23 protein-coding genes are annotated in these 25,628 nt (G+C 46.4%); 1 reads left to right on the top strand and 22 read right to left on the bottom strand.

The window, feature by feature from the left end:
* Positions 1-2: 2 nt before the first annotated feature.
* The 8 genes from focA to guaB form a co-directional block, all read right to left on the bottom strand.
* Positions 3-1,478, bottom strand: coding sequence for a formate transporter FocA (focA, locus tag A6E01_RS10200; protein WP_017028326.1), 1,476 nt, complete (start codon positions 1,476-1,478; stop codon positions 3-5).
* A 337-nt stretch (positions 1,479-1,815) separates the two neighbouring features.
* Positions 1,816-2,421: a CDP-alcohol phosphatidyltransferase family protein gene (locus A6E01_RS10205; RefSeq protein ID WP_017032726.1), complete on the bottom strand. Its 606-nt coding sequence runs from the start codon at positions 2,419-2,421 to the stop codon at positions 1,816-1,818.
* The gene (locus A6E01_RS10210; protein ID WP_017028328.1) at positions 2,414-3,061 is read right to left on the bottom strand and encodes an ATP-binding cassette domain-containing protein; all 648 of its coding nucleotides are present in this window, start codon (positions 3,059-3,061) and stop codon (positions 2,414-2,416) included. Before A6E01_RS10210 ends, A6E01_RS10205 begins: the two co-directional genes overlap by 8 nt.
* Complete coding sequence (locus tag A6E01_RS10215; RefSeq protein ID WP_017028329.1) at positions 3,027-4,736, bottom strand: ABC transporter permease; 1,710 nt, start codon at positions 4,734-4,736, stop codon at positions 3,027-3,029. The genes A6E01_RS10210 and A6E01_RS10215 overlap by 35 nt, the downstream gene beginning before the upstream one ends.
* A 6-nt stretch (positions 4,737-4,742) precedes the next feature.
* On the bottom strand, positions 4,743-5,888 hold the full coding sequence (locus A6E01_RS10220) for an ABC transporter substrate-binding protein (RefSeq protein ID WP_065210170.1): 1,146 nt from the start codon (positions 5,886-5,888) through the stop codon (positions 4,743-4,745).
* A 309-nt stretch (positions 5,889-6,197) separates the two neighbouring features.
* Positions 6,198-6,719, bottom strand: a complete 522-nt coding sequence (locus tag A6E01_RS10225) for a DUF2058 domain-containing protein (RefSeq protein WP_017028331.1) — start codon at positions 6,717-6,719, stop codon at positions 6,198-6,200.
* Positions 6,720-6,864: 145 nt separating this feature from the next.
* On the bottom strand, positions 6,865-8,442 hold the full coding sequence (gene guaA, locus A6E01_RS10230; RefSeq protein ID WP_065210171.1) for a glutamine-hydrolyzing GMP synthase: 1,578 nt from the start codon (positions 8,440-8,442) through the stop codon (positions 6,865-6,867).
* A gap of 196 nt (positions 8,443-8,638) precedes the next feature.
* The gene (gene guaB, locus A6E01_RS10235; protein ID WP_017028333.1) at positions 8,639-10,102 is read right to left on the bottom strand and encodes an IMP dehydrogenase; all 1,464 of its coding nucleotides are present in this window, start codon (positions 10,100-10,102) and stop codon (positions 8,639-8,641) included.
* A 207-nt stretch (positions 10,103-10,309) separates the two neighbouring features.
* Here guaB and xseA point away from each other — a divergent pair, with 207 nt between their 5' ends.
* Entirely contained in the window at positions 10,310-11,659 is a 1,350-nt protein-coding gene (xseA, locus tag A6E01_RS10240; RefSeq protein WP_065210369.1) for an exodeoxyribonuclease VII large subunit, read from the top strand.
* On the opposite strand, the gene A6E01_RS10245 is transcribed toward xseA, so the two are convergent.
* The 14 genes from A6E01_RS10245 to hscA all read right to left on the bottom strand — a co-directional run bounded on the left by A6E01_RS10245 (position 11,656) and on the right by hscA (position 25,607).
* Positions 11,656-11,883 carry a zinc ribbon domain-containing protein gene (locus A6E01_RS10245; protein WP_017032730.1) on the bottom strand — a complete coding sequence of 76 codons (228 nt, stop codon included), beginning with the start codon at positions 11,881-11,883 and terminating at the stop codon, positions 11,656-11,658. The two genes, xseA and A6E01_RS10245, sit on opposite strands and share 4 nt — an antisense overlap.
* Before the next feature lie 377 nt (positions 11,884-12,260).
* Positions 12,261-13,748 (bottom strand): ribosome biogenesis GTPase Der, encoded by a 1,488-nt coding sequence (gene der / locus A6E01_RS10250; RefSeq protein ID WP_017028336.1) that lies wholly within the window; start codon positions 13,746-13,748, stop codon positions 12,261-12,263.
* Positions 13,749-13,909: 161 nt separating this feature from the next.
* Complete coding sequence (bamB, locus tag A6E01_RS10255; protein ID WP_017032731.1) at positions 13,910-15,070, bottom strand: outer membrane protein assembly factor BamB; 1,161 nt, start codon at positions 15,068-15,070, stop codon at positions 13,910-13,912.
* A gap of 11 nt (positions 15,071-15,081) precedes the next feature.
* Positions 15,082-15,696 carry a YfgM family protein gene (locus A6E01_RS10260; protein ID WP_017032732.1) on the bottom strand — a complete coding sequence of 205 codons (615 nt, stop codon included), beginning with the start codon at positions 15,694-15,696 and terminating at the stop codon, positions 15,082-15,084.
* A gap of 11 nt (positions 15,697-15,707) precedes the next feature.
* A complete protein-coding gene (hisS, locus tag A6E01_RS10265; protein ID WP_017028339.1) occupies positions 15,708-16,976 on the bottom strand; it encodes a histidine--tRNA ligase in 1,269 nt (422 codons plus the stop codon).
* 41 nt (positions 16,977-17,017) lie between these two features.
* Entirely contained in the window at positions 17,018-18,139 is a 1,122-nt protein-coding gene (ispG, locus tag A6E01_RS10270; RefSeq protein ID WP_065210172.1) for a flavodoxin-dependent (E)-4-hydroxy-3-methylbut-2-enyl-diphosphate synthase, read from the bottom strand.
* Positions 18,140-18,141: 2 nt separating this feature from the next.
* A complete protein-coding gene (locus A6E01_RS10275; protein WP_017028341.1) occupies positions 18,142-19,074 on the bottom strand; it encodes a RodZ domain-containing protein in 933 nt (310 codons plus the stop codon).
* A gap of 48 nt (positions 19,075-19,122) precedes the next feature.
* Entirely contained in the window at positions 19,123-19,797 is a 675-nt protein-coding gene (gene pilW / locus A6E01_RS10280; protein ID WP_065210173.1) for a type IV pilus biogenesis/stability protein PilW, read from the bottom strand.
* A gap of 62 nt (positions 19,798-19,859) precedes the next feature.
* Complete coding sequence (rlmN, locus tag A6E01_RS10285; protein ID WP_017028343.1) at positions 19,860-20,975, bottom strand: dual-specificity RNA methyltransferase RlmN; 1,116 nt, start codon at positions 20,973-20,975, stop codon at positions 19,860-19,862.
* Between the two features lie 140 nt (positions 20,976-21,115).
* Complete coding sequence (ndk, locus tag A6E01_RS10290; RefSeq protein WP_017028344.1) at positions 21,116-21,544, bottom strand: nucleoside-diphosphate kinase; 429 nt, start codon at positions 21,542-21,544, stop codon at positions 21,116-21,118.
* A 105-nt stretch (positions 21,545-21,649) separates the two neighbouring features.
* On the bottom strand, positions 21,650-22,936 hold the full coding sequence (pepB, locus tag A6E01_RS10295) for an aminopeptidase PepB (protein ID WP_065210174.1): 1,287 nt from the start codon (positions 22,934-22,936) through the stop codon (positions 21,650-21,652).
* 248 nt (positions 22,937-23,184) lie between these two features.
* Positions 23,185-23,379, bottom strand: coding sequence for a Fe-S cluster assembly protein IscX (gene iscX / locus A6E01_RS10300; RefSeq protein ID WP_017028346.1), 195 nt, complete (start codon positions 23,377-23,379; stop codon positions 23,185-23,187).
* Positions 23,380-23,405: 26 nt separating this feature from the next.
* Complete coding sequence (fdx, locus tag A6E01_RS10305; RefSeq protein ID WP_017032736.1) at positions 23,406-23,744, bottom strand: ISC system 2Fe-2S type ferredoxin; 339 nt, start codon at positions 23,742-23,744, stop codon at positions 23,406-23,408.
* Between the two features lie 12 nt (positions 23,745-23,756).
* Positions 23,757-25,607, bottom strand: a complete 1,851-nt coding sequence (hscA, locus tag A6E01_RS10310) for a Fe-S protein assembly chaperone HscA (RefSeq protein WP_065210175.1) — start codon at positions 25,605-25,607, stop codon at positions 23,757-23,759.
* Between the last annotated feature and the right edge of the window lie 21 nt (positions 25,608-25,628).

The following is a 25,628-nucleotide window of genomic DNA, read 5'->3' on the forward strand; positions in this document are numbered from 1 at the left end:
CATTAAGCGACAGACAGGTCCTTCTCTTTTTGCTGCTGTGGCTGATTAAAGTTAGCCACCCACTGTGCAATCGCATCGCGATTCAAAAGACCTACATACTGACCATTAAATACCACAGGGTAAGCACTTGGCATTTTGCTTGCCGCTTTCGCTAGGCGTTCGCTGAATGACAATGCCTCACCACCCATGAAGAAACCGCCTTGATTGACTGGGTATAGAGTGTCTTGGTCAACAATCATTGGCTCAAGCGCTGTCAGAATGCTTTGCTCTGGAGTAAGAGTGCATACTGGAGTCTGCATGAAGTCTTTTACTACCATGACCGCATTCACGTCAAAGTCCTGACCCCACATTGCTCGAAGAAGATCCTGCTGAGAGATAAAGCCTTGAACTTGATGATCTTCGCTTAATACTGCAGCGCCTGCTTGATTGTTATCAATCAATAGCTTAAGTGCTGAATGACAGTTCAAATCTTCTGAGAAAGTGATTTGGTTGTCTGAGGCTAGGTCTGCAACTCGTAAACGTTTCATTTGTTCTAACATGGCATGCTCCAATGAATTTAATGATGAAAATTGAATATCTGAATTTTTGATTGGGTAGATTGATGGTGATGCGCTCTGCTTTGGTTCAATGCTCCAATAAGCAAGCCCCACCAATACCGCGCCGCCAAAAATGTTTCCAAGGGTCACTGGAATAAGGTTCGCAGTGATAAATTGTTTAATATTGAGTAGTTCTAGATGAATACCAGCTTCTGCTGCTGCACTTAGCATATGAGCATCGGCGCTCGCCTTAATGGCGATACCTAGAGGCACCATAAACATGTTTGCAATGCTGTGTTCGAAGCCTGAGCTAACAAACATCGCCACTGGTAGCAGTACTAAAAAAGCCTTACTTGCACTTTCTTTACTGCTAAAACTCATCCAAATACCTAGACAAACCAATAGGTTACACATAACACCTAGAGAGAATGCCTGCCACCATGAGTGCTCTAGCTTATGCGCAGAGATACTCAAGGCGTTTAGCCCCCAATTGCCATGGTCAAGAATGTGCATCTTTGCCATCATAATGAAAGCAAGGGTCAGCATGGCTCCAGCAAAGTTACCTGCATACACACGAGCCCAACATCCAAGTAACTGCTTAGTAGTGACTCGTTTTTGAGCCCAAGCAACCGAGCTAAGCACGGTACTCGTAAACAGTTCCCCTCCACATACAACCACCAGCATTAAGCCAAGGCTAAAAGCGAGACCACCAATAAAGCGGGTCACACCCCAACCGTTTTCGTATGAGCCTGTAGTCACAGTGATATAGAAGACAAAGGCAAGAGCTATAAAAGCACCAGCAAACATCGCCAATACAAATGACTGTTTAAAAGGTTTCAATACTTTCTGGTGCCCATAGTCTGCCGCTTGCATGGTGAGACTTGGCTTCGCCTTTGACGAGCTGCTATCTACCAATTCAGGGCGTGGGCGTTTTAACGGCATGATTTCCTCCTTATCTGAGAATGACCTCAGTAGTCATCCGTTGTTATTAACTGCTTTCCGTTGAAAGCCCATTCAGATTAAGAGAAGTGTGGAAGAAAAAATATCTAGTAGTTTTGAAGCTGATCGTGAGGAATATTGATGATTGCAACAAGGTGCAGATCAACCTCTTGCTCACGGCAATTATGAGCAAGAGATTGAATATGGGTATAAGGGGAAATGCGGTTCCTAGGAACTAGGAACTAGGAACTAGGAACTAGGAACTAGGAACTAGGAACTAGGAACTAGGAACTAGGAACTAGGAACTAGGAACTAGGAACTAGGAACTAGGAACTAGGAACTATTTTAACGTATGGAAGCCAGAGTAGATGCGGGTTGCGGTAGTGAACCAGCACATGGCGCCAAATATATATGCAAGCTCTGCAAAGTAGTTGGGCAATAGGCACATCAGGATAAAACAGCTTATGGTCTCAGTGCCTTCGGTTAAGCCACTCATATAGTACAAAGACTTATGCTTATACACAGGGTTATCTATGCCTCGCTTTCCTGCCATTACAGCAAACGCCAGAAAGCTACTTCCCGTGCCGATGAATGAGAAGATCAAGAATGCACCTGCGATGGCGTTCGCTTCTGGGTTGGCGAGTACAAAGGCAAACGGCACCATGGAGTAGAATAAAAAGTCGAGACTAATATCCAAAAAGCCACCGGCATCAGTGATCCCCTGCCTTCTGGCAAGTGCGCCATCTAAGCCATCACAAATCCTGTTTAGCAGTATCAATAAGAGTGCTGTTGTATATTGCTCAAATACCAATAACGGCAAAGCAAAACAACCGATAATAAAACCGAATAGGGTCGTTTGATTGGCAGTGATACCCAGGCTGTTTAAAACCCTCGCCCCTTGCGCTAAGGGCCAGCGGATAACCTTGATGCTAAAACTATCAAGCATGGCTCGTCTCCCAAGGCCAATTTAACACGCGACTATTATCAGGGATGTCTTGTTCATCATGAGTCACCATAAGCGCAGGGACATTTGCGACCTTTAACTGCTCGAATACCCAGTCACGAAACTGTGAGCGCAGTTGCTTATCAAGTTTACTGAAGGGTTCATCCAATAACGCTACCTCAGGTTGCGCCAATAGCATTCTGGTTAGGCTCACCCTCGCCCTCTGTCCTCCTGATATCTGCTCAGGGTAGGAATAGGCCAGTTGACTCAAGGATATTTGCTCAAGCGCCTCAATCGCCTGTTGTTTTCTGTGCTCGCCTTTTACTGTGTTAGGGAGCGCAAAGGCTAAGTTCTCCCAGATATTAAGGTGTGGAAACAACAAATCGTCTTGAAACAGTATCCCTACCTTGCGCTGATGTGCAGGCACTGAGTCCAACGGGCGTTCGTTGAGCACCACCTCTCCCTGATAAGAAAACTCTTCTGATAGATGGCCTGCGATAACATCCAATAAGGTCGACTTTCCACATCCGCTAGGTCCCATCAAAGACACGACTTCACCAGAATCGATAGTCATATTCAAACTATCAAACAACACACTGCCATCCAGTTTACGAACTGTGAGATTTTTTAGACACAGACTCATTCGACTGCAACCCCTTGAATTTGCTACGACGATATCGAACTTGCATTCGACTGCCCAATATCGCGATAAAGAAAAAGATTAATGGTAACAGCGCTTGCCACAAGGCATAGATGGCCGTTACTCGGCGGTCAAAGCCACTGGATAAAGCCACCGCTTCAGTCGTCAGTGTTGAGATACGCCCTGCCCCTAAGATTAGGGTGGGTAAGTATTGAGATAGACTGACACTGATGCCAATTGCCCACGCAAACAAGATAGCAGGAAACACCTGAGGTAATTTCACCTTTAGAAACACCGATAATGGCGTTTTTCCTAGGCTCAGTGCGACGCGAGTCATCGCTTCATTGTAACTGCGCCACGGGCCATCAAGAGAAAGGTAGACAAACGGGAACGCAAAAAACATATGCGCCCAGCACACCCACAACCAATGGGCATTTCCACCGATAAACAAGGTGGTTATCTGCAATCCAAACAAGATAGAGAGTTGCGGGATTAACATAGGAATAGCGATGACATAACCCGGAACCTGCCAGCGATGTCGAATGCGGTATTCATGAGCTATTAACGCTAGAACAACCGCAACCGTTCCAGAGACCAGCGCCAGGCTTAGACTCTGCTCAATGGTGCTGACTATGCCTGACCATTCATACTCCCAAAATCGCGCAGAATAGCGGCTAGGAACAATATCAGGAAAGCGCCAGCGCTGGGCAAAGCTCCACACTAGCATCAGGGGAAGCATGGCGCCGGTAAGTAGAATCATTCCACTAAATAGCCCTCTCCCCGGAAGCATGACGCCACGTCGCCCAGAGATTTGCCAACCTCGAAAGCCCTTAGTCACTAACCATTCAACTGTTCGAGCAAAGGCAATGATCAACGTCGCTATGATAAATAGCACAATAGCCCCAGCCGATGCTCTTGGCAGTAACGTAAGATCAGGGTCGTTAAACCACTGCCAGACCAGTACGGCAAAGGTCGGCGGATTGGTTGGCCCCACAATCAATGCCACGTCCACCACCGATAAGCTATAAGCCAATACCGCCAGCATAGGAAAGCGCAGTTTTACCAACCATTGTACAAACAAAGACTTCCACCAAGCATGTGCACGGCTGTAGCCCATGGAGGCCGTGATCTTCTCTGTCTTATCAATGTTCAATTGTTTGAGGATGGGAATACTCATCAATAGCAAAAAAGGCACTTCCTTAATGGCTAGCATGATGATTAATCCCAGCGCGTAGGGATCATGAATGAGCAAGGCAAGCTCATGTCCTGTGGACTGATTAAGATCGTAGCCAAACAGAGCATGAATAAGGCGAACACCTAAGCCTGTCGGGTCGAACAAAAAGGCAAAGCCAATGGCAAACGCCACATGAGGAATAGAAAGCAGAGGTGATAGGGAAAGCTCTATCTTCTGCCACCAGCGGGTGTTCCAACAACGTTGCAAAATGGCAAAGGCCAATACGCAGGCTAGGTAACTACTGACAATGGCAGAGAATAGGGTTAAGCCGATAGATTGCCAAACACCATTCCAAGCAAATACTTGCTTAAAGCCAGTGAAAGAGAGTGAGTCCATCCCCAGTGGGGGAATGTAGCTAAGTGAAGACGAAACAACACCTAGCACTCCCGGAACGGTTGGCAATACGCACAAGACTACAACCAGTGCGTAGAGAAGACGAAGCATATACCGTTATTGCCCGTAACGCTTAAGCCATTCTTTCTCAATCAAGGCTTGCCAGCTTGGATGAGGCTCATCGATGGCTTCAAACTGCTCAGAGGCTTGCGCACTTCCCTTCAGGTATTTATGTTCAAGAACAGAAGGGTCTCCCCACACGGCTAAGTCGCCTTTGTGAGATTGCGCTTCAGGGCTAAGTAAAAAGTTGATAGCGACGAGCGCTCCCTCTTTCGCTGTGGCATTCCAAGGAATAGCTAGGAAGTGAATATTTGATAGAGCACCGGCATTCATCGCATAGGGCTTAGTGCTGTATTCAAGATTTCCAGCCGCTTGCGCGGAATAAACTGCGTTGGGATTAAACGTCACCGCAAGATCCAGTTGCCCGTCATCAAGTAAGCGAATCATCTCAGCAGTGCCAGCAGGGAACTGCTTACCGCTTCTCCAGGCCACACTATGAAACTCGTCTAGATAAGCCCAAAGCAATGAACTGAGTCGAGAAAAATCTTCTTCCGTTGCAGGTTTAGACAGTGCAGGGTCATTATTTGAAAGCTCTATAAGCAGCGCTTTTAGGAAGCTAGTGCCATGAAACTCTGGTGGCTTAGGATAGCTCAAGCGATTTGGATTTTGTTTAGCGTAGCGGAGCATTTCGGCAAATGAAGCAGGAGGCGTTGAAAGCAACTCTTCATCGTAAATAAAGACCAACTGCCCTACTCCCCACGGCGCTTCCAACCCTTCTGTTGGCTCCGAAAAATCCACCGCTACGGGCAAGGTTTTATCGACATATTGCCAATTAGGTAGCGATTCAGTGAAAAGGCCAAACAACAGCTGGTTCTCTTTCATAGATTTGAAGTTTTCGCCATTGATCCACACCAGATCGATGCTTCCACCCTCACTTTTACCAACGGCTTTTTCTGCAATCAGACGAGGGGTACTTTCTGCGATATCAGTGACCTTAACGTGCTGTAGGGTGACATCATATTGCTGCTGCAACTGCTTATTCGCCCATTGGATATAGCGGTTAATTTCTTGACTGCCGCCCCAAGCATGAAAATAGACGGTTTGTCCCTCAGCCTTTTTTTCCACTTCTTTCCAATCAAGTTCTTTCGCACCCACCCCAAACGCGGTACAAAGCGTTAGGACTGCCGTGAGTATTTTCTTCATAATATTGTCCGTTATTTTCCGTGGCTGATGCCTTAAACGAGTGATTCCATGTAACACCTAGTTTTATGCCTAGGGCTTAATAGTAATACGCCAGCGCCGCTAAACGTAAACAATTGTTGCATCCTATAACAAAGGCTGTGAATCTAAACGTTAAAGTAACATTTATCCCCCACAAAGACCTGACATCGACCGAGTTTCTTTCATGGTTTCTCTAAAGACAAATTTGAGCGCTTATTTTTCAGACAGGCATAAAAAAGGGCAGCCAGTGCTGCCCTACCAAACCTTATCAGGACGGATCAAGGTTACCCATTACCACATAAGGTCATCTGGCACGACGAAGTCCTTATAAGGGTCATCTTCATCAGGCGTTTCTTCTTCAGGTTTCTGAGTTTCAACAATCGCCTCTGGTACTCGAGTCGCAATCTTCTCTGCCACAATGGTAGGAATAACCGCATAGCTCTCGCCATCGCGAGCAATACTCAAGATACCTTTGATAAGCTGAGTACGAGAAAGTTCGTCAACATAAACAGACTTCACCAATGTACCATCGGTAAAGTTGTATTTGATCTCGCCCTTGGAGGTGTCGATACGGTTCATCTCGATAAGTTGTTTTACTTGCGCTTTAAGCTCTTTAGCCAATCGCTGCTGTTCACGCTCTTGGTTGATTTGTTTATCACGCTCTTGCTGCGCGGCTCGGTTTTCTTCTGCGGCTGCTTTTGCTTCGCGTGCTTGCACGCGAGATTTCTTAGCGCCTTTCTTTGCTTTCTTTAGCTTCTTTTCATTTACCAAGCCAGCTTTCAGCATTTGCTCTTGAAGGGTCAGTTTTGCCATCTGTAATTCTTCTATCTATCGATTATTCTGATTAGGACTATTTTCGCATGCCTCGGGCCATTTTTCCTAATTTTTGGGTCACATAAAAAAAGCCCGCTAGCTAGGCTTGCGGGCTCAAGTAACTCTAATTCATGCTAGCGAGGAATTATTCCCACTCGATAGTTGCAGGTGGCTTACCTGAGATATCGTAAACAACGCGTGAGATACCATCGATTTCGTTGATAATACGGTTTGAAACCTTACCTAGGAAGTCGTATGGCAGGTGTGCCCAATGCGCAGTCATGAAGTCAATTGTTTCTACTGCACGCAGAGAAACAACCCAGTCGTATTTACGACCATCGCCCATTACGCCTACAGAGCGAACTGGCAAGAATACAGTAAACGCTTGAGATACCTTGTGGTAAAGGTCTGCATTGTGCAGCTCTTCAATAAAGATAGCGTCAGCACGGCGTAGCAAGTCACAGTACTCTTTCTTCACTTCACCAAGAACACGAACACCTAGGCCAGGTCCTGGGAATGGGTGACGATAAAGCATGTTGTATGGAAGACCAAGCTCTAGGCCAATCTTACGTACTTCATCTTTAAAGAGTTCACGCAATGGCTCAACCAAGCCCATTTCCATGTCATCAGGAAGACCACCCACATTGTGGTGAGATTTGATGACGTGTGCTTTACCGGTTTTAGAAGCCGCAGATTCGATAACATCAGGGTAGATAGTACCTTGCGCAAGCCATCTTGCATTCTCAAGTTTCTTAGACTCTTCATCGAATACATCAACAAAAACGTGACCAATGGTCTTACGCTTCTCTTCTGGATCAGACTTACCTTCAAGTGCACTCAGGAAGCGCTCTTCTGCTTCTACCTTGATAATGTTTAGTCCGAAATGGTCACCAAACATATCCATCACTTGCTCGCCTTCATTGAGACGCAGCAGGCCGTTATCTACGAATACACACGTTAGCTTGTCGCCAATTGCGCGGTGAACCAGCATAGCCACAACCGATGAATCAACACCACCAGATAGGCCAAGGATCACTTCGTCATCACCCACCTGCTCTTTAATACGAGCAATAGCGTCGTCAATGATAGACTGAGACGTCCAAAGTTTTTCACAACCACAGATGTTGATAACGAAGTTTTCTAGCATACGTGCGCCTTGGCGAGTGTGCGTTACTTCTGGGTGGAATTGAACACCGTAGTATTTCTTCTCTTCGTTCGCCATAGCCGCGAACGGACAAGTATCTGTTACAGCGATCTTAGTGAAGTCAGATGGGATTTCGACAACCTTGTCACCGTGACTCATCCATACATCTAGAAGGGCATTGCCATCTTCAGCGATTGCATCTTCGATGTTATTAAATAGAGCTGACTTTTCTACCACTTCTACTTGAGCGTAACCAAATTCACGCTCATCAGAACCAGCAACTTTACCACCCAACTGTTCAGCCATAGTCTGCATGCCGTAACACACACCTAGAACTGGAACACCTGAGTCAAAAACGTATTGTGGAGCACGCGGAGAATTTTCTTCTGTCACACTCTCTGGGCCACCAGAAAGAATGATGCCGTCTGGGTTGAATTCACGGATATCCGATTCTTCTACATCCCAACTCCAAAGCTCACAGTAAACACCAATTTCACGAACGCGACGCGCAACAAGTTGAGTGTACTGAGAACCAAAATCAAGGATCAAAATACGCTGGTCATGGATATTCTTAGTCATTTAGAAATCTCAATAGTATTAGATGGATGGAGGCAAATGGCCTCCAAAACTTTAAATAAATTATTACCCTACGATATCGAGGGATTAGGTGATTTTAGCTAAGTTGAGTGAGTTTTTAGCAAGGAGAAAGCGCGCAGTTTACAAAAGTAAATGAGCACTTTCGACGCAGCTAAAATCTCAATCAACGACGCAAAAATTAACCTAAGCGGTAGTTTGGAGCTTCCTTGGTGATCTGAACGTCGTGAACGTGAGATTCATTTAGACCAGCACCAGAAATACGAACAAACTCAGCTTTAGTACGCATGTCTTCAATCGTTGCAGAACCTGTTAGGCCCATGCTCGAGCGTAGACCGCCCATTTGCTGATGAACGATCTCTTTTAGGCGACCTTTATACGCGATACGACCTTCGATGCCTTCAGGAACAAGCTTGTCTGCAGCATTATCAGTTTGGAAGTAACGGTCAGATGAACCTTGCGACATAGCGCCAAGAGAACCCATACCGCGGTACGACTTGTAAGAACGACCTTGGTATAGAATAACCTCACCCGGAGCTTCTTCAGTACCCGCAAACATAGAACCAACCATCACACATGATGCGCCAGCTACGATAGCTTTACAGATATCACCAGAGAAACGAATACCGCCGTCAGCGATAACAGGGATGTCGAATTCACCTGCCACTTCTGCTGCATCTGCTATAGCCGTAACTTGAGGAACGCCTACACCAGTAACGATACGAGTGGTACAGATAGAACCAGGGCCGATACCTACTTTCACTGCGCTTACGCCAGCTTCGATAAGAGCGCGAGCACCAGCACCCGTAGCAACGTTACCACCAATGATCTCTAGATCTGGGTGTGCTGCGCGAGTTTCACGGATGCGGCTTAGTACGCCTTCAGAGTGACCGTGTGAAGAGTCAATAAGTAGAACATCAACGCCCGCTTCAACAAGAGCGGCAACGCGCTCTTCGTTGCCAGCGCCTGCGCCAACTGCAGCACCAACACGGAGACGACCACGTTCGTCTTTACATGCATTAGGTTTGCGCTCAGCTTTATGGAAATCTTTTGCTGTGATCATGCCGCGCAGTTTGAAGTCGTTATTTACAACAAGAACTTTTTCAACGCGAGCTTCATGCATCTTCTCTTGAACTTCTTCAGGAGATGCACCTTCTTTAACAGCGGCTAGGTTTTCTTTTGGCGTCATTACTGCTGAAACAATTTTGCTCATATCAGTAACAAAACGAATATCACGGCCAGTGATGATACCCACTAACTCTTGATTATCAGCAACAACAGGGAAGCCGGCAAAGCCATGCTTTTCAGTTAGCTTAAGCACTTCTTCGATGGTTTGCTCAGGACGAACCGTCACAGGATCAGAAACGATACCAGCTTCGTAGATCTTAACCTGACGAACCATCTCAGCTTGCTGCTCGATAGACATGTTCTTGTGAATAAAACCAATACCGCCTTCTTGAGCTAATGCGATAGCCAAGCGAGCTTCTGTAACTGTATCCATAGATGCAGAAATCATTGGGATATTAAGGTCGATATTCTTCGTCAAGCGGGTGCGAAGATCCGCTGTATTTGGGAGAACGGTGGAGTGTGCTGGAACCAGTAGGACGTCGTCGAAGGTCAGCGCTTCTTTGGCAATACGTAACATTTGCAATATCTCACAACATAGATGTTTAAAGTAAGGACCCAACGATTTACAAGGTTTTGTAAACTGAGTTGGATTGATATTGCGGACGGATTATACGCAGAGCGCAATCGTTTGGCTATACATTTTTTGGAATTAAATTTGCGCTTTACCCCTTGCTGTGTATTATATTGGCGCTATCCTCCATACTCACGTCTGACGAGCGCCATTTTGCCTTCCCCGCAATCTAGCAACATCTTTACTGTTTCACGCCTTAATGCCGAAGTCCGCTTACTCCTTGAGAATGAAATGGGCGTCGTTTGGTTAATTGGCGAAGTCTCAAATTTCTCAGCTCCTGTCTCCGGCCACTGGTACCTGACACTCAAAGATTCACGTGCTCAAGTCAAATGCGCAATGTTCAGAGGCAATAATCGCCGAGTGACCTTCCGTCCTGAAAACGGTAAGCAAGTGCTGGTGAAAGCAAGGCTTTCTCTGTACGAACCTCGTGGCGATTATCAGTTGATCATTGAATCAATGCAGCCTGAAGGCGATGGACGACTACAGCAGCAGTTCGAACAATTAAAGATGCAACTGGCCGCCGAAGGGTTGTTTGCCCAATCAAATAAGCTCACCATACCTGAGCACCCAAAGCACGTTGGTGTAATTACCTCTGCAACGGGCGCTGCCCTACATGACATTCTGCAAGTACTTAAGCGACGCGACCCTAGCCTTCCTGTCATCATCTACCCGACTATGGTGCAAGGTGATGCAGCAGCGATTAGCATTGCTCAAGCGATTGGACTCGCCAACGAGCGTAACGAATGTGATGTATTGATTGTTGGACGCGGTGGCGGTTCACTGGAAGATCTTTGGTGTTTCAATAATGAAATCGTGGCTCGAACCATTGCTTCTAGCCAGATCCCTATTATTAGTGCCGTAGGGCATGAAGTGGATGTCACTATTGCCGATTTCGTGGCTGACCTGCGTGCCGCCACGCCATCCGCTGCAGCCGAATTAGTAAGCCGAGATCAAAGCTTCAAACTGCAAGGCATTCTAGCGAAGCAAAAACAGCTGATGAATGCCATGAATCGCTATATTAGCCAACAGCAGCAGCAAGTCTTGATCCAGCAACATCGGCTTGAGAAGCTTCATCCAAAGCATCAACTGCAAAAGCAAAGCCAGCAGTTAGATGAAAAAGAAGCTCAGTTAAAGCGCGCCATGCTTGATCAAATAAACACGGCTAAGCAACGCCTTGCTCGCTTGCAGATGCAACTAGAGATGCATGCTCCGGCAAATAAGATAGCGAAAAAGCAACAAACTCTCAGCCATTTACAGCAAAGGCTAAACAAGGCCATCGAAACTCAAGTGCGACAAGAAAGGCATCAGTTCGAGTTACTTACCGAAAAGCTAGATGCGGTTAGCCCACTAGCGACTATGCGCCGAGGTTATTCGATTTCAACTAAGCAAGGTAAGGTGGTCACTCAATCTCAGCAATTGAAAGCAGGTGACACCTTAGTGACACGCTTTGCCGACGGTGAGGTTTCCTCTAGCGTACAATCCGTCAAGCCTTCTGAAGATTAATCGACTTTCTTAAACTCAAACCGAGCTCGAGACTTGCTCTTGAGCTCATTGCAGCTTGCATTACAAAAATAACTTTCCGCACCACAGGCTTGTAGCTTTTCCAACTCAGCATCACAATCAGGACAAAAGGCCAGCTTCTTATAGTGTGACTGGCAATCAGCGCAATAATACTGTCCATCCCAATCCAATTCTTTACTACACTCAGGGCAGATATTCTGTGACATAGAGAACCTCTCAACTCTCAAACATTAACTGATGCTAATGTATCATGAGATAGGGAGATGTTTCTATTATGAGCCTGTTTTATCAAAAGCATCTTCTTACAGCGTTTATGTGATCTTTGTTTGATCTTCTACTTTATTGGTCGTGATCAGCGATCTACCTAAAAAAGAACATTTATATAACCACACACCGAAAGCATAAGTTACATATGCTGTTTATGGATTTAAAGCAGGATATATCACCATACACATAAGCTCAAAGCCAAATATTAGAGAATAATAAAAAGATCATCTGAACAGAGAAATCCAAAAACAGCCAGGTTACGGGTATAAAAAAACCGCTTCAGTGACTGAAGCGGTTCTATTCAATGCTTGGCAGGTTACTTCTTGCTACGGCCTCGAAGCATCTCAGAAAGACGTTTCTTCTTACGCTCTTGTGAGATAGTCATCTTGCTAGTCTTACCCTCAAACGGGTTTTCACTGCTTTGGAACTGGATACGAATTGGCGTACCCATAATCTCCAACGAACGACGGTAGTAGTTCATTAGGTAGCGCTTGTAAGAAGCTGGTAGATCATTAACCTGGTTACCGTGAATAACCACGATTGGTGGGTTATAACCCCCTGCGTGCGCGTACTTAAGCTTAACGCGGCGACCACGCACCATAGGTGGTTGGTGATCATCCGTTGCCATCTTCATGATACGGGTAAGAACAGATGTACCTACACGAGTCGTCGCCGACTTATAGGCTTCTTGTACTGATTCAAATAGGTTACCCACGCCAGTGCCATGTAACGCAGAGATGAAGTGAATACGAGCAAAGTCAACAAAGCCTAAGCGACGATCCAGTTCTTTCTTAACGTGTTCTTTAACGTCAGTATCCAGTCCGTCCCACTTGTTAACCGCAATAACAATAGAGCGACCAGCATTGAGCGCAAAGCCTAATAGGCTTAGATCTTGATCTGAGATGTTCTCACGAGCATCAATCACTAATAGTACAACGTTGGCATCTTCTACCGCTTTTAGCGTCTTAACCACTGAGAATTTCTCAACGGTTTCATTGATACGTCTACGACGACGAACACCTGCAGTATCAATCAATACATATTCACGCTCATCACGCTGCATTGGAATATAGATAGAGTCACGAGTCGTTCCTGGCATATCATAAACGACGACGCGTTCTTCGCCCAAGATACGGTTGGTCAGCGTAGATTTACCTACGTTAGGGCGACCAATGATCGCCAGTTTAATTGGCTGATCTTGTAGGCGCTTAAATTCTTCTTCCGCTTCTTCTTCTGTGTACTCTAGCTTCTCTTCTTCTTCATCTACGAAGTCAGTAAGGTCTTCAAGCTCAGCTTGTTCCTTCTGCAGTGCTTCAGCAAATGGGTTTAGAGCACGGTCAATCAGTGCGCTTACACCACGACCGTGTGCAGCAGCAATCTGGTACATGTTTTCAACGCCAAGTTTCCAGAAATCTGCACTTGCTGCATCGCCATCAATACCGTCGACCTTGTTTACTACCAGCATTGCTGGCTTCTCAATACGACGTAGGTGTTGAGAGATAGCTTCATCAGAAGGCGTTAAACCCGCACGGCCATCAACCATAAACAGTACAACATCAGCTTCATCAATCGCTGCTAGCGACTGCTCGGCCATTTTGGTTTCCACACCCTCTTCCGTACCATCGATACCGCCGGTATCGATAACGATAAATTCATGCTCACCAAGCTTTGCTCGACCGTATTTTCTATCGCGTGTTAGACCTGGAAAGTCTGCAACTAGTGCATCGCGAGTACGAGTTAGGCGGTTGAATAGTGTGGATTTTCCTACGTTAGGACGCCCAACAAGCGCAACAACTGGAACCATAATGACCTCAAAATAAAAAGCGTTATGTAGTTATAGGTAAGAAAAGCGGTTAATCCCTGCTTACCTATAACTACACCAAAATTAATAACAAAACGGCTCTTAACTGTTTCCAGTCAAGAGCCAATTGTGAATTATATCACGTTATTTAAACGTCGGGAGATCTAATTGATCTTCAGCATCTTGACGTCGCCATTACGCGTTGTGATAACAAAGCCGTCTTCAACCTCAATAGGAGCGACAGCAAAGCCACTATCATGCTCTAACTGCTGGGAGATAAATTCACCGGTATTGCGATCTAACCAATATAGGTAACCTTCGCTATCACCCAATACGATCTTACGATCTATGATGCTAGGTGCGGTAAGCAAGCGATATTCAAGCTCACGGTTTTGCCAAAGCTCAGTACCACTTCGTGCATCAACAGCCACTATATAGTCTTTGTCTGTTACCAAGTAGATATTACGACCGTCTGTCGTCATATCTTGCGCAGAAGAGTAATTACGCTTCCATGCAGGAGAACCAGAGCGAAGATCGATGGCAACCAGTTGTCCATTGATACCAATGGTGTACAACATACCGCCGACAATCAGTGGCTTGGCATCAGAATCAACTAGGCGATCAATCTCTGTCGCGCCTTTTGGCGTTCCTACCGGCTGCTGCCAAATCATCTGGCCACGCTCTACGATAGCGGCAGCGAGACGACCGTTAGCGGTACCCCAGAAAACACCACCAGAAACGGCAACAGGAGCACTGGTTCCACGTAGTGTTAAGTTTGGCACTTCGGTGCTCACTGTCCACATTTCGTTACCTGTTTCTTCCTCTAGGGCTACAAGAGCACCACGAGTAGTGTGTACAAGCACTAGGTTGGCATCAGTTTCAGGTACAGATAGCACCTCACCGTCCACCTCCACACGCCACTTCTCTTCACCGGTTTCAGCATCTAGCGAGATCATCTCGCCATTTTCAGTACCGATGAACAGTTGTCCGTATGAAGCCTTAATTCCGCCAGATAGACGAGCGGGTACCTCTTTCTCAAGATCCGCAGTCCATATTTTATCGCCAGACTCAGGATCCAGTGCCATTACCTTGCCATCACGGCTGGCAACAAACACTTTATTGTAGGCGTAAGTCGGAGTGAGCTTTGAGAAGTACTGCCCTACACCATCACCTACAGAAGTTGACCATACAACGTCCGGTGTAAATTGACTCTCTACTAAAGGCACTGGGGCCATGATAATAGTGTCTTCTTCACTGGCACAGCCGACAATAGCAGTTGCAGCAACTGCTATGAGTGTTCGACGAAGCCACTTGTTAGTTAGCATGCAATGCAGTCCTATTTCGCTAGGTCATCAAGTTTGAACTGGATAGTTTGGCTCGCATCTGCCGCTTGTTGTGCTTCAGAGTAAGCCGTTAAAGCGCCTTCGCTATCGCCATTGCGAAGCAGTAGATCGCCTTTTAGTTCAGCAACGCGACCTTCCCAACCTGCAACTTGCATTGCAGAAAGGTCTGCAATTGCGCCGTCAATATCGCCAGTTTCAGCTTTAACACGTGCCACACGTAGTGTAATAACAGGTACAATCGCATCATCTTTGGTATTGGCTTTCGCCCACTCTAGTTGTGCTAATGCTTCTTTATATTCCGCAGCAGCAACTTGAGCTTGTGATAACTGCAACGCAGCAAGTACTGCATACTCGCGATCCGCGTTATCATTGATAAAGGTTTGCACTTGCTCAGTGGCATCAAGACCTTGAGCTTGCAACGCTTGAATGGATTTACCATAAGCATCTGATGCCGCTTCTTGCCCCTCGACTACTGAGTCTTGGTAGTAACGCCAGCCAAATAGGCCACCAAGACCAATCACAGCACCCAAGATGACTGCTTTACCGTTCTCTTTCCACCAATCCTTGATGGCTTCAACTTGTTGTTCTTCGCTATCGTACAATTCCACGACCGATCCTCTTAAATTAATTCTTTTAGTTTGTTCACAAGATCTGCTTGCGCGATAGTGATTTGCTCGCCGCCGATAAGATCCTTAACCACAACGTTGTCTTCTGATACTTCATTTTCACCCAGAACTAGGGCTACAGCTGCACCGACTTTGTCAGCACGCTTAAATTGTTTCTTGAAATTGCCACCACCAAAGTGGTTCATGACACGAAGCTCAGGCATTTGCTCACGCAGATTTTCTGCCAGCTTCATTCCCGCCATCAACGTACCTTCGCCTGCAGTGACAACATAAGCATCTACAGAGCGACGAACCTCGTTAAGTTCTAGTGTTTCTAGCATAAGTACCAGACGCTCTAGACCCATAGCGAAGCCTACTGCTTTGGTTGGTTTGCCACCTAGCTGTTCAACGAGACCATCGTAGCGACCACCGCCACAAACGGTACCTTGTGAGCCTAGGCTCTCAGTAATCCACTCGAATACCGTGCGGTTGTAGTAGTCCAAGCCACGAACTAGACGTTCATTAACTTGATATTCGATTCCAGCGGCATCAAGAAGTTCACACAAACCCGCAAAGTGTTCTTTTGACTCTGCATCTAGGTAGTCCGAAAGACGTGGAGCATCACCTAAGATCGCCTGAACATCAGGGTTTTTAGTGTCGAGTACACGCAATGGATTGGTGTGCATACGACGCTTACAATCGTCATCCAAAATGTCGATGTGTTGCTCAAGGTAAGCCACAAGTGCAGTGCGGTAGTTTGCACGCGCTTCCAGTGATCCGATGGAGTTCAGCTCTAGGCGAACATGCTTATCGATACCTAATTCACGCCACAAACGTGCGGTCATCATGATTAGCTCTGCATCAACATCAGGGCCTTCAATACCAAATACCTCAACGCCACACTGATGGAATTGACGGTAGCGACCTTTCTGGGGACGCTCATGACGGAACATTGGGCCCATGTACCATAAGCGCTGCTCTTGGTTGTACAGCAGACCATTTTCAATTCCTGCACGTACACAACCAGCAGTACCTTCTGGACGAAGAGTTAGGCTATCGCCATTGCGGTCTTCAAAGGTATACATTTCTTTTTCAACCACGTCGGTGACTTCACCGATAGCGCGACTAAACAGATTGGTCATCTCAACGATTGGCATACGCACTTCGTTGTAGCCGTAAGCACTGACTACACGCTGAACGGTTGACTCAAGTTTCTGCCACAAAGGAGATTGAGTGGGTAGGCAGTCATTCATGCCTCGGATTGCTTGGATTGTTTTTGCCACAATTAAATACCGTGTATTGTCAGGGCCTACGCCCTGAGCATTTATTCTTGAATATCGTTAACGTCGATGCGGTTTGCTGGATCAAGTTGACTCGCTTTTGCACGAATCTTTGCCTCTAGCTGCTCAATGATCTTGTCATTATCGAAGCGCTCTTTCTGGCGTTTACCATCTAGGTAGTAAGCACTCTTTCTGTTGCCACCAGCAAGACCTAAGTGTGAGACTTCAGCCTCACCAGGACCATTTACCACACAACCAATGATAGACACATCCATCGGCGTAATAATGTCTTCTAAGCGCTGCTCTAGTTCATTAACCGTATTGATGACATCGAACTCTTGACGTGAGCAGGTTGGACAAGCAATAAAGTTGATGCCTCGAGAACGAATGCGCAGTGATTTCAGGATATCAAACCCTACCTTCACCTCTTCAACGGGGTCAGCAGCCAAAGAAACGCGTAGCGTATCACCGATGCCTTCAGACAATAACATGCCTAGACCTACCGCCGACTTCACTGATCCTGCTCTAGCGCCACCGGCTTCAGTGATGCCTAGGTGCAAGGGTTGATCGATCTGTTTTGCTAGTAGTCGATAAGAGTCCACCGCCAAAAATACGTCTGACGCTTTAACACTTACCTTGAATTGATCAAAGTTGAGACGATCTAGAATATCCACATGACGCATAGCCGATTCTACCAGGGCTGCAGCCGTTGGTTCGCCATACTTTTCTTGGATCTCTTTTTCAAGAGAGCCGCCATTAACGCCAATACGAATTGGAATATTCATATCACGAGCACAATCAACTACAGAGCGAATACGGCTTTCGTTACCAATATTACCTGGGTTAATGCGCAGACAATCAACGCCGTACTCTGCGACTTTTAGCGCAATACGGTAATCGAAATGAATATCAGCAATCAAAGGAACATTGACTTGCTGTTTAATCGCTTTGAATGCTTCAGCCGCATCCATCGTTGGTACAGAAACGCGTACCAAGTCAGCGCCTACTTTTTCAAGGGAGCGAATTTGTGCGACCGTGGCTTCTACATCTGTAGTGCGGGTGTTCGTCATTGACTGAACGGCAATAGGTGCGCCGTCGCCAACAGGTACGTCGCCTACATAGATGCGAGTCGAAGAACGACGCTTAATTGGAGATTCGTGATGCATAGTTACTCTGCAGTGAAACGTGCTACTTTGCCCGCAGTATACCTAGAAAGGTCGACAGGTTCACCCGAAATTGAGAGTGAAACCGCCTCAGGTGCACCAAGAACAAATTTGAATGGCCCTTGTCCTTCTAACTCAAGTTGTTGACCCGCATTTTTTACGCCAGTCCACAAGGTTTTACCGTTCACGTCTTGAACCTGAATCCAGCAGTCCGCTTTGAAGTTCATTGCAATAGTAGGGACGGGAGTTTCATCTATTTCTGGTAGTTGCACAGGTTTTGGTGCATCGACTGCAGCGGTCTCTTCACCTTCAGCAACCGGTGCAGGCTCTAAGCCTAATTCTGCGTCATCTAACGCAGCTTCGTTATCGGCTACAGCCCGCTCTTCTCTATTCGGAGACTGTGGCTCAGCAAGCAATTGAGCGTCTAATGCAGGGTCATAGTTTTCGTCTACCACTGACTCATTCACCTCAATCGGCTCACTTACTACAGTGTCTGAGTTTTGCTCACTCTGCCACCACCAAACTGCTGAGATCCCCACTATGATAGCGAAAATACCCCAAGTCAGTTTCATGATGTTGTTATCGTGTTTGGTTTTCTTGGTTTGCTGAGAGAAGCTTTGCATTTTATCTTCGGTAGGCTTGGCAAACTCTGAGCTATCAAACAGTTCCAGCAGCACTTTCTCATCCGCACCCACAGCGCGAGCGTAAGAGCGAATGTACCCTCGAGTAAAGGTGTGTACTTGGCCTAATTGGAAGTCATTGCTATCAATACTTTGTATGATAGCGACTCTAAGACGCAGACGATCGGCGATCTCTTTTTGACTAATACCCAAAGACTCACGTTTTGCTCTTAGGATGTCACCCACCATAGGTGATGTTGCATGGCCCTCTTTAGGGTCAAGGTGTTGTGTATCTGTAGTGTTTGATTCTTTGCTCATTCTTTATAGTACTTCAATCTTTAAGGAAGCTTGGATGGGGATTCGCCACTATTGCGTTACCGATGATTTATGGTCTAACTCATCTTGTAACTGTTGCGTCTCTACCCTAGGACCAAACCTCGTGTGAATATGTTGTAATCGTTGCTGAGCTTCGCTAAAGGCGCCGAAGTGAACAGATAACTTGACCAGTTCAATACTGCTTCGGAAGCGAGATGGCTCATGCTCTAAAGACTTAAGAAAATAGGTCTCAGCTAGTCGCAGATTACCTTGCATTGTGGCGCACAGGCCGGCATTTTCATAACTTGCGGAGACATAGTCGTAATCGGACTGTTGAATGGCTAGCTCAAACTGTCTTTGAGCCAAGGTATATTCTTGTCGTCGACACAAGAACACACCATAGTCATTCAACACGTCACCGCTTGTTGGTGATTCTGCCAATGCTTTTTTATACCAAATATCAGCAAGTTCAGGCTCTGCTACCTGCTGGTAATAATAGGCTATTGCGGAGGAAGCGCGTACATAATTAGGCGCATAACGGTGTGCCAGCTCAAGATTTTGCTTTGCTCTGACATTATGCCCAAGCGCTAGGTAGTTTATACCGAGCTCTATTCTGGCATCCGCTGCTTTGAAAGGATTGAATTGCGCGTTTCCAGCCTCACTATCAACTGTAACACAACCGACTAATAGACAGAGTAAAAAAAGTGTGACCAATCCTTTAAACATAAGGTTCCCCGATAGTTAAACCGGGGAACCTTAGTCAAATTAGTCAACGAGTTTACTATCCGTTAAAGCGATTTAACTGGAATGGCTTCCCCAGTGTTCTTCTGAGTACGCTTAGTTCGGTCGATAACGTCACCAACCAATTGACCACAAGCGGCATCAATATCGTCACCACGAGTCTTGCGCACCGTTACCGTGTAGTCGTATTGCATCAACGTTTTTTGGAAACGGTCGATACGCGAATTACTCGGTTTCTTATAAGGTGAACCAGGATACGGATTAAAGGGTATTAAATTGATCTTCGCTGGGGTGTCTTTAAGCAATTCTGCGAGCTGTCTCGCATGGTCCATATCATCATTAACATGATCAAGAAGAACATACTCTACCGTCACCTTACCGCGGTTTGCATTTGAAGATGCGATATAACGACGAACAGACTCTAAGAAATCTTGAATGTCCCAACGATCATTGATCGGCATGATCTGACTACGCAATTCATCTGTCGGTGCATGCAATGAAATCGCCAGTGCCACGTCAATGTTGCCCGTCATTTGGTCAAGGCCAGATACCACACCAGAAGTGGATACCGTGACTCTACGCTTAGACAAGCCAAAACCTAAATCATCAAGCATGATGTTTAGAGACGGCATTAGGTTCTTCATGTTAAGCAGGGGCTCGCCCATACCCATCATTACTACGTTAGTAATTGGACGGCGACCTGTTTCTTTTTCCAGACCGATCTCACGAGCTGCACGCCAAATCTGACCGACAATCTCAGAGACACGAAGATTACGGTTGAAGCCTTGCTGCGCCGTTGAACAGAATGTACATGCAAGCGCACAGCCTACTTGTGAAGACACACACAATGTCGCTCTGTCACCATCGGGAATATAGACAGTTTCAACGTCTTGATCACCCACTCGCATTGCCCATTTAATGGTGCCATCGCTAGAGTGCTGAGCTTCTGAAACGTAAGGTGAACGAATCTCAGTAAGACGCTGCAATTTTTCGCGTAGCTTCTTGTTTAGGTTGGTCATTTTTTCAAAGTCATCACAACCAAAGTGGTATATCCACTTCATAATCTGATCTGCGCGGAATGCTTTTTCACCCAGCTCATCAGCAAAGTACTGACGTAGGCCTTGGCGATCAAAATCAAGCAGATTTACTTTTGCTTTAGTCATGGTGCCTCTCAACGACGAACAACAAATCTAGGGGCGCAGATTGTACAGGGTTTGTGCAACAGCAACAAGAAATATGTGACGTAGATCTTTTTTAGCTTCAAGCTGTCAGCTGTCAGCTGTCAGCTTGAAGCTATCAGCGATTAAGTTCGAGGGTGAATCTCTGAAGCAGGGAAGAAGAACTCTATTTCACGGGCAGCAGAGGCTGGGCTATCTGAGCCGTGTACAGAGTTGTAACGCATGCTAAGGGCATAGTCAGCGCGGATAGTGCCGCAGGCAGCCTGCTCAGGGTTGGTCTTACCCATCAGCTCACGGTAGCGAGAGATAGCATCCTCGCCTTCTAGGACTTGGACCATGATAGGGCCAGAGGTCATAAACTCTTTTAGTGCAGGGAAAAATTCTTTGCCTTCATGCTCAGCATAAAAGCCACTTGCTTGTTCTTCTGTAAGGTGCAGCATTTTTGCCGCTACGATACGTAAACCCGCTTGCTCCATACGCTGGTAAATAGCGCCAATTAGGTTACGTTTTACAGCATCGGGCTTCACGATAGAAAATGTTCTTTCAATGGCCATTTAATTTCCTTATAGCTCTTGGGTCGTTAAAGACGTTTGTTAAAGACGTTTGTTAAAGACGTTTGTTCTCTTATGGTAAAAAAGGCCCCACAGGGCCTCAATTTATTATTGGTTGTTCAGTAGGTTTGCGAGAGTGCGCACACCCATACCTGTACCACCCGCAGCCCACTTATCAGTCGCTGACTTACGGTAAGCGCCAGCACAGTCAATGTGCAGCCAGCCCGTTTTATAGTCGTCGACAAAGTAAGATAGGAAACCTGCTGCTGTAGATGCACCTGGTGAGAAGTCACCGCTGCTGATGTTGGATAGATCAGCAAAGTTAGACGGCAACATGCCACGGTGGAAGTCAGCTAAAGGCAACGGCCATAGGCCTTCTTTCTCTTCTGCAGCGCATGCAAGCGCTTGCTCAGAGAATGCAGAATCAAAGCTAAATAGAGCATGGAAATCATTGCCCAGCGCGTTTTTAGCGGCCCCTGTTAAGGTCGCACAGTCAATGATCACCTCAGGGTTTTGTTCGCTCGCATAGATAAGGCCATCAGCCAGTACCAAACGCCCTTCAGCGTCGGTGTTCATGACTTCTACTGTCTTACCATTTTTATAGGTAATCACATCACCTAACTTGATGGCACGCCCAGAGATCATGTTCTCTGCACAACATAGGATAAGTTTAACGCGCTTGTTCAAGCCACGAAGAATCGCTAATGCTAAACCGCCAGTAATGGTCGCAGCGCCGCCCATGTCCGCTTTCATTGCGGTCATGCCCTGAGACGGTTTGATGCTATAGCCGCCTGAGTCAAAGGTAATGCCCTTACCCACTAGACAAGCCATCACAGGTGCATCAGGGTTGCCTGTTGGGTTGAAGTCTAGCTGCAACATAGCCGAAGTTCGTGCAGAACCGCGACCCACAGCGTAGATGCCTTCCCAGCCTTCCGTTAAAAGATCTTTGTCTTTTACGATACGGTACTTCACTAGACCTGGTGCAACTGATTTGATGAACTCACCCGCCATGGTTGCCAATTGGCGTGGCGCGACTTCTTCTGCACTCTTATTAATGATATCGCGAGTCCAGTTAGCCACCTTAATACGGTCTTGAAGCTCTTTTTCATCCGCTTCAGGCAATGGTTGCCATTCCAGTGCGTTGTCGCGTCTTGGATTACGGAAACCCTGAGCAAAAGACCAGATACCTTCTAGGTCCCACTCACTGCCGATTAAACTAATGCTTTTGATGCCTTGAGCGTCTAACTTACGAGCCGCTTTTTGAATCGCGCCGTAATCATGACCTTGGCCAATGTGCACAGAACAACCTTGCTCTGTGTGAGAAAGAATGGCGTTTTCGCCCCATTGAGGTGCTGCTTTATCTGTAGATAGTGATACTTGCATTGCTGTAGACATGACCTCTCCTTGCCCTCTACTTGTCTTATTATGTTTGTTACTTTTATGTTCTCAAGATACAGGAATCCCGGTTCCTCCGACAGAGGAAACTCAGTTATTAATGGAAAGTAAGATATCCCTTTCCTAACAAGGCGTTTCTAGTAGCTTGTTACTGATTTTATGAGCCTATTATGCCTAGGCTAAGTGTCAAAAACATAAAAATCGGGCTCTAAGGCCCGATTTTTATTAAATAAATGTTAAGTGGACCGTTAATCCGCTTCGTCCATCCAACATAGAATAATAGCTTCTAAGATTTTCTCATTAGAGTGCTTCGGATCGTCATCAAAATCTTCCAACTCTAATATCCATTGATGCAAGTCAGTAAAACGCACTGTCTGCGGATCTACCTCTGGAAACTTTTCCACTAACTCAATGGCGATATCTCTCGTGTCTATCCATTTCATGCAAACCTCCTTGTTAGCTAAATTGATTAATGATCTTCTGATGCGTGGTTCAGCGTGTAGCGAGGGATCTCAACTACAAGGTCTTCATCTGCAACGATCGCTTGGCAACCTAGACGAGACTCAGGCTCTAGGCCCCATGCCTTGTCTAACATATCGTCTTCAAGCTCTTCGCTCTCTTCTAGAGAGTCGAAGCCTTCACGCACAATCACGTGGCAGGTAGTACAAGCACACGACTTCTCACACGCATGTTCAATGCCGATGCCATTTTTTAGAGCCACATCTAAAACGGTTTCACCCGTATTGGCTTCTAATACTGCACCTTCAGGGCAAAGATCATCATGGGGTAAAACTACAATCTTAGGCATAACCGCTTATCTCTATATATCATCTACTGATTGGCCAGACAAAGCCTGACGAATCGATTTATCCATACGACGGGAAGCAAAGTCTTGGCTCGCTTTATCCGTCAGCTTAATTCCGTCTTCAATCGCATCAGCATCGTCGCCGTTGCGCAGAGCAATGAGGTCTTCAATCACTTTAAGTAGCGCAGTACGCTCTTGCTCGCTGAGTAGCTCATCGCCGTCGACTTGCAACGCAGCAATCAAACCTTCAATAACACGGTCAGCTTCTACACGTTGCTCTGCTAATGCCCTTGCTTGCATGTCTTCTTTAGCAAAAGTCATCGAGTCTTTCAGCATATTTGCGACTTCATTATCACTTAGGCCGTATGAAGGCTTAACCTGAATCTCAGCTTGTATACCTGTGCTCTTTTCCATCGCAGTCACTGAAAGCAAGCCATCCGCATCAACCTGATAGGTCACACGAATGTGCGCAGCACCAGCCGCCATTGGTGGGATGCCCTTCAATGCAAACTTGGCTAGGGAGCGACAGTCATCAACCATCTCACGCTCGCCTTGTACCGTGTGCACTGTCATTGCTGTTTGACCGTCTTTAAAGGTCGTGAACTCTTGTGCTCTTGCTACGGGTATCGTGGTGTTGCGAGGAATGATTTTCTCGACCAAGCCACCCATAGTTTCAATGCCTAGAGACAGTGGAATAACGTCCAATAGCAGCATATCTGAATCAGGCTTATTGCCGGCGAGGATATCGGCCTGAATCGCAGCGCCTAGTGCCACCACTTCATCAGGGTTGATGCTGGTTAACGGCTCTTTATCAAAGAAGTCACCCACCATAGAGCGAACCAAAGGTGTGCGCGTAGAACCACCGACCATCACAACCTGAAGCACATCATCATTATCAACCTGTGCGTCTTTCAGAGCACGGCGACATGACATCAGGGTCTTTTTCACTAGAGAGCGAATAAGATCATCAAAGGTTTCACGAGTGATCTCCCCTTGCCAATCCAATACAGAAACTTGAGCTGTCTCGTTGTCAGACAGAGCAATCTTGGTCTTTGCCGCAGCATTGAGCAAGATACGGTTCTGTTCATCCGTTAACGACTCTAGACCCATTTCTTTTTGAATGTGCTCTGCAAGAAGGTGGTCAAAATCATCACCACCCAGCGCCGAATCACCACCCGTTGATAGCACTTCAAATACGCCTTTAGACAGGCGCAAGATTGAGATATCAAAGGTGCCACCACCTAGATCATAAACCGCAATCACGCCTTCTTGACCTGAATCTAGGCCATAAGCAATTGCCGCCGCCGTTGGCTCGTTGAGCAAGCGAAGTACATTCAAACCGGCAAGCTTAGCAGCATCTTTGGTTCCTGCACGCTGTGCATCGTCAAAGTAAGCCGGCACTGTAATAACCACACCAGTAAGCTCCCCGCCTAGTGTAGATTCGGCACGCTGACCTAAGGCTCTTAAGATATCCGCTGAGACTTCAACTGGGTTCTTATTGCCAAGTGTGGTTTGTAAAATCGGCAGGCCATTGTCGCTGTTTAGCAACGTATACGGCAGCTTTGGATAGCGCTGTTTTATATCTTCAACCGAACGGCCAAGAAGTCGCTTCACTGAGATAACGGTATTTTGAGGATCGCTCTCAGCAGCGTCTAGGGCAGAATAACCCACATTAAAGCCATCTGATTTGTAGTGCACCGCTGACGGTAAGATAGCGCGGCCTTCAGAATCAAGGAGTGGGCTTGCTTGCCCACTGCGCACAGAGGCAACCAGTGAGTTTGTGGTACCTAGGTCAATACCTGCTGCTAGCTTATGTTCATGAGGTGCAGAACTTTGACCTGGTTCTGCTATCTGTAGTAATGGCATGACATTCCTATTGTATATACG

The organism is Vibrio breoganii (assembly GCF_001677275.1).
Classification (GTDB): Bacteria; Pseudomonadota; Gammaproteobacteria; order Enterobacterales; family Vibrionaceae; genus Vibrio; species Vibrio breoganii.

What these genes read in the sequence shown, in the direction of transcription:
- focA (WP_017028326.1), bottom strand. Translation starts at nt 1,478, where the DNA reads ATGCCGTTAAAACGCCCACGCCCTGAATTGGTAGATAGCAGCTCGTCA.
- A6E01_RS10205 (WP_017032726.1), bottom strand. Translation starts at nt 2,421, where the DNA reads ATGCTTGATAGTTTTAGCATCAAGGTTATCCGCTGGCCCTTAGCGCAA.
- A6E01_RS10210 (WP_017028328.1), bottom strand. Translation starts at nt 3,061, where the DNA reads ATGAGTCTGTGTCTAAAAAATCTCACAGTTCGTAAACTGGATGGCAGT.
- A6E01_RS10215 (WP_017028329.1), bottom strand. Translation starts at nt 4,736, where the DNA reads ATGCTTCGTCTTCTCTACGCACTGGTTGTAGTCTTGTGCGTATTGCCA.
- A6E01_RS10220 (WP_065210170.1), bottom strand. Translation starts at nt 5,888, where the DNA reads ATGAAGAAAATACTCACGGCAGTCCTAACGCTTTGTACCGCGTTTGGG.
- A6E01_RS10225 (WP_017028331.1), bottom strand. Translation starts at nt 6,719, where the DNA reads ATGGCAAAACTGACCCTTCAAGAGCAAATGCTGAAAGCTGGCTTGGTA.
- guaA (WP_065210171.1), bottom strand. Translation starts at nt 8,442, where the DNA reads ATGACTAAGAATATCCATGACCAGCGTATTTTGATCCTTGATTTTGGT.
- guaB (WP_017028333.1), bottom strand. Translation starts at nt 10,102, where the DNA reads ATGTTACGTATTGCCAAAGAAGCGCTGACCTTCGACGACGTCCTACTG.
- A6E01_RS10245 (WP_017032730.1), bottom strand. Translation starts at nt 11,883, where the DNA reads ATGTCACAGAATATCTGCCCTGAGTGTAGTAAAGAATTGGATTGGGAT.
- der (WP_017028336.1), bottom strand. Translation starts at nt 13,748, where the DNA reads ATGGTTCCAGTTGTTGCGCTTGTTGGGCGTCCTAACGTAGGAAAATCC.
- bamB (WP_017032731.1), bottom strand. Translation starts at nt 15,070, where the DNA reads ATGCTAACTAACAAGTGGCTTCGTCGAACACTCATAGCAGTTGCTGCA.
- ispG (WP_065210172.1), bottom strand. Translation starts at nt 18,139, where the DNA reads ATGCATCACGAATCTCCAATTAAGCGTCGTTCTTCGACTCGCATCTAT.
- A6E01_RS10275 (WP_017028341.1), bottom strand. Translation starts at nt 19,074, where the DNA reads ATGAGCAAAGAATCAAACACTACAGATACACAACACCTTGACCCTAAA.
- pilW (WP_065210173.1), bottom strand. Translation starts at nt 19,797, where the DNA reads ATGTTTAAAGGATTGGTCACACTTTTTTTACTCTGTCTATTAGTCGGT.
- rlmN (WP_017028343.1), bottom strand. Translation starts at nt 20,975, where the DNA reads ATGACTAAAGCAAAAGTAAATCTGCTTGATTTTGATCGCCAAGGCCTA.
- ndk (WP_017028344.1), bottom strand. Translation starts at nt 21,544, where the DNA reads ATGGCCATTGAAAGAACATTTTCTATCGTGAAGCCCGATGCTGTAAAA.
- pepB (WP_065210174.1), bottom strand. Translation starts at nt 22,936, where the DNA reads ATGTCTACAGCAATGCAAGTATCACTATCTACAGATAAAGCAGCACCT.
- iscX (WP_017028346.1), bottom strand. Translation starts at nt 23,379, where the DNA reads ATGAAATGGATAGACACGAGAGATATCGCCATTGAGTTAGTGGAAAAG.
- fdx (WP_017032736.1), bottom strand. Translation starts at nt 23,744, where the DNA reads ATGCCTAAGATTGTAGTTTTACCCCATGATGATCTTTGCCCTGAAGGT.
- hscA (WP_065210175.1), bottom strand. Translation starts at nt 25,607, where the DNA reads ATGCCATTACTACAGATAGCAGAACCAGGTCAAAGTTCTGCACCTCAT.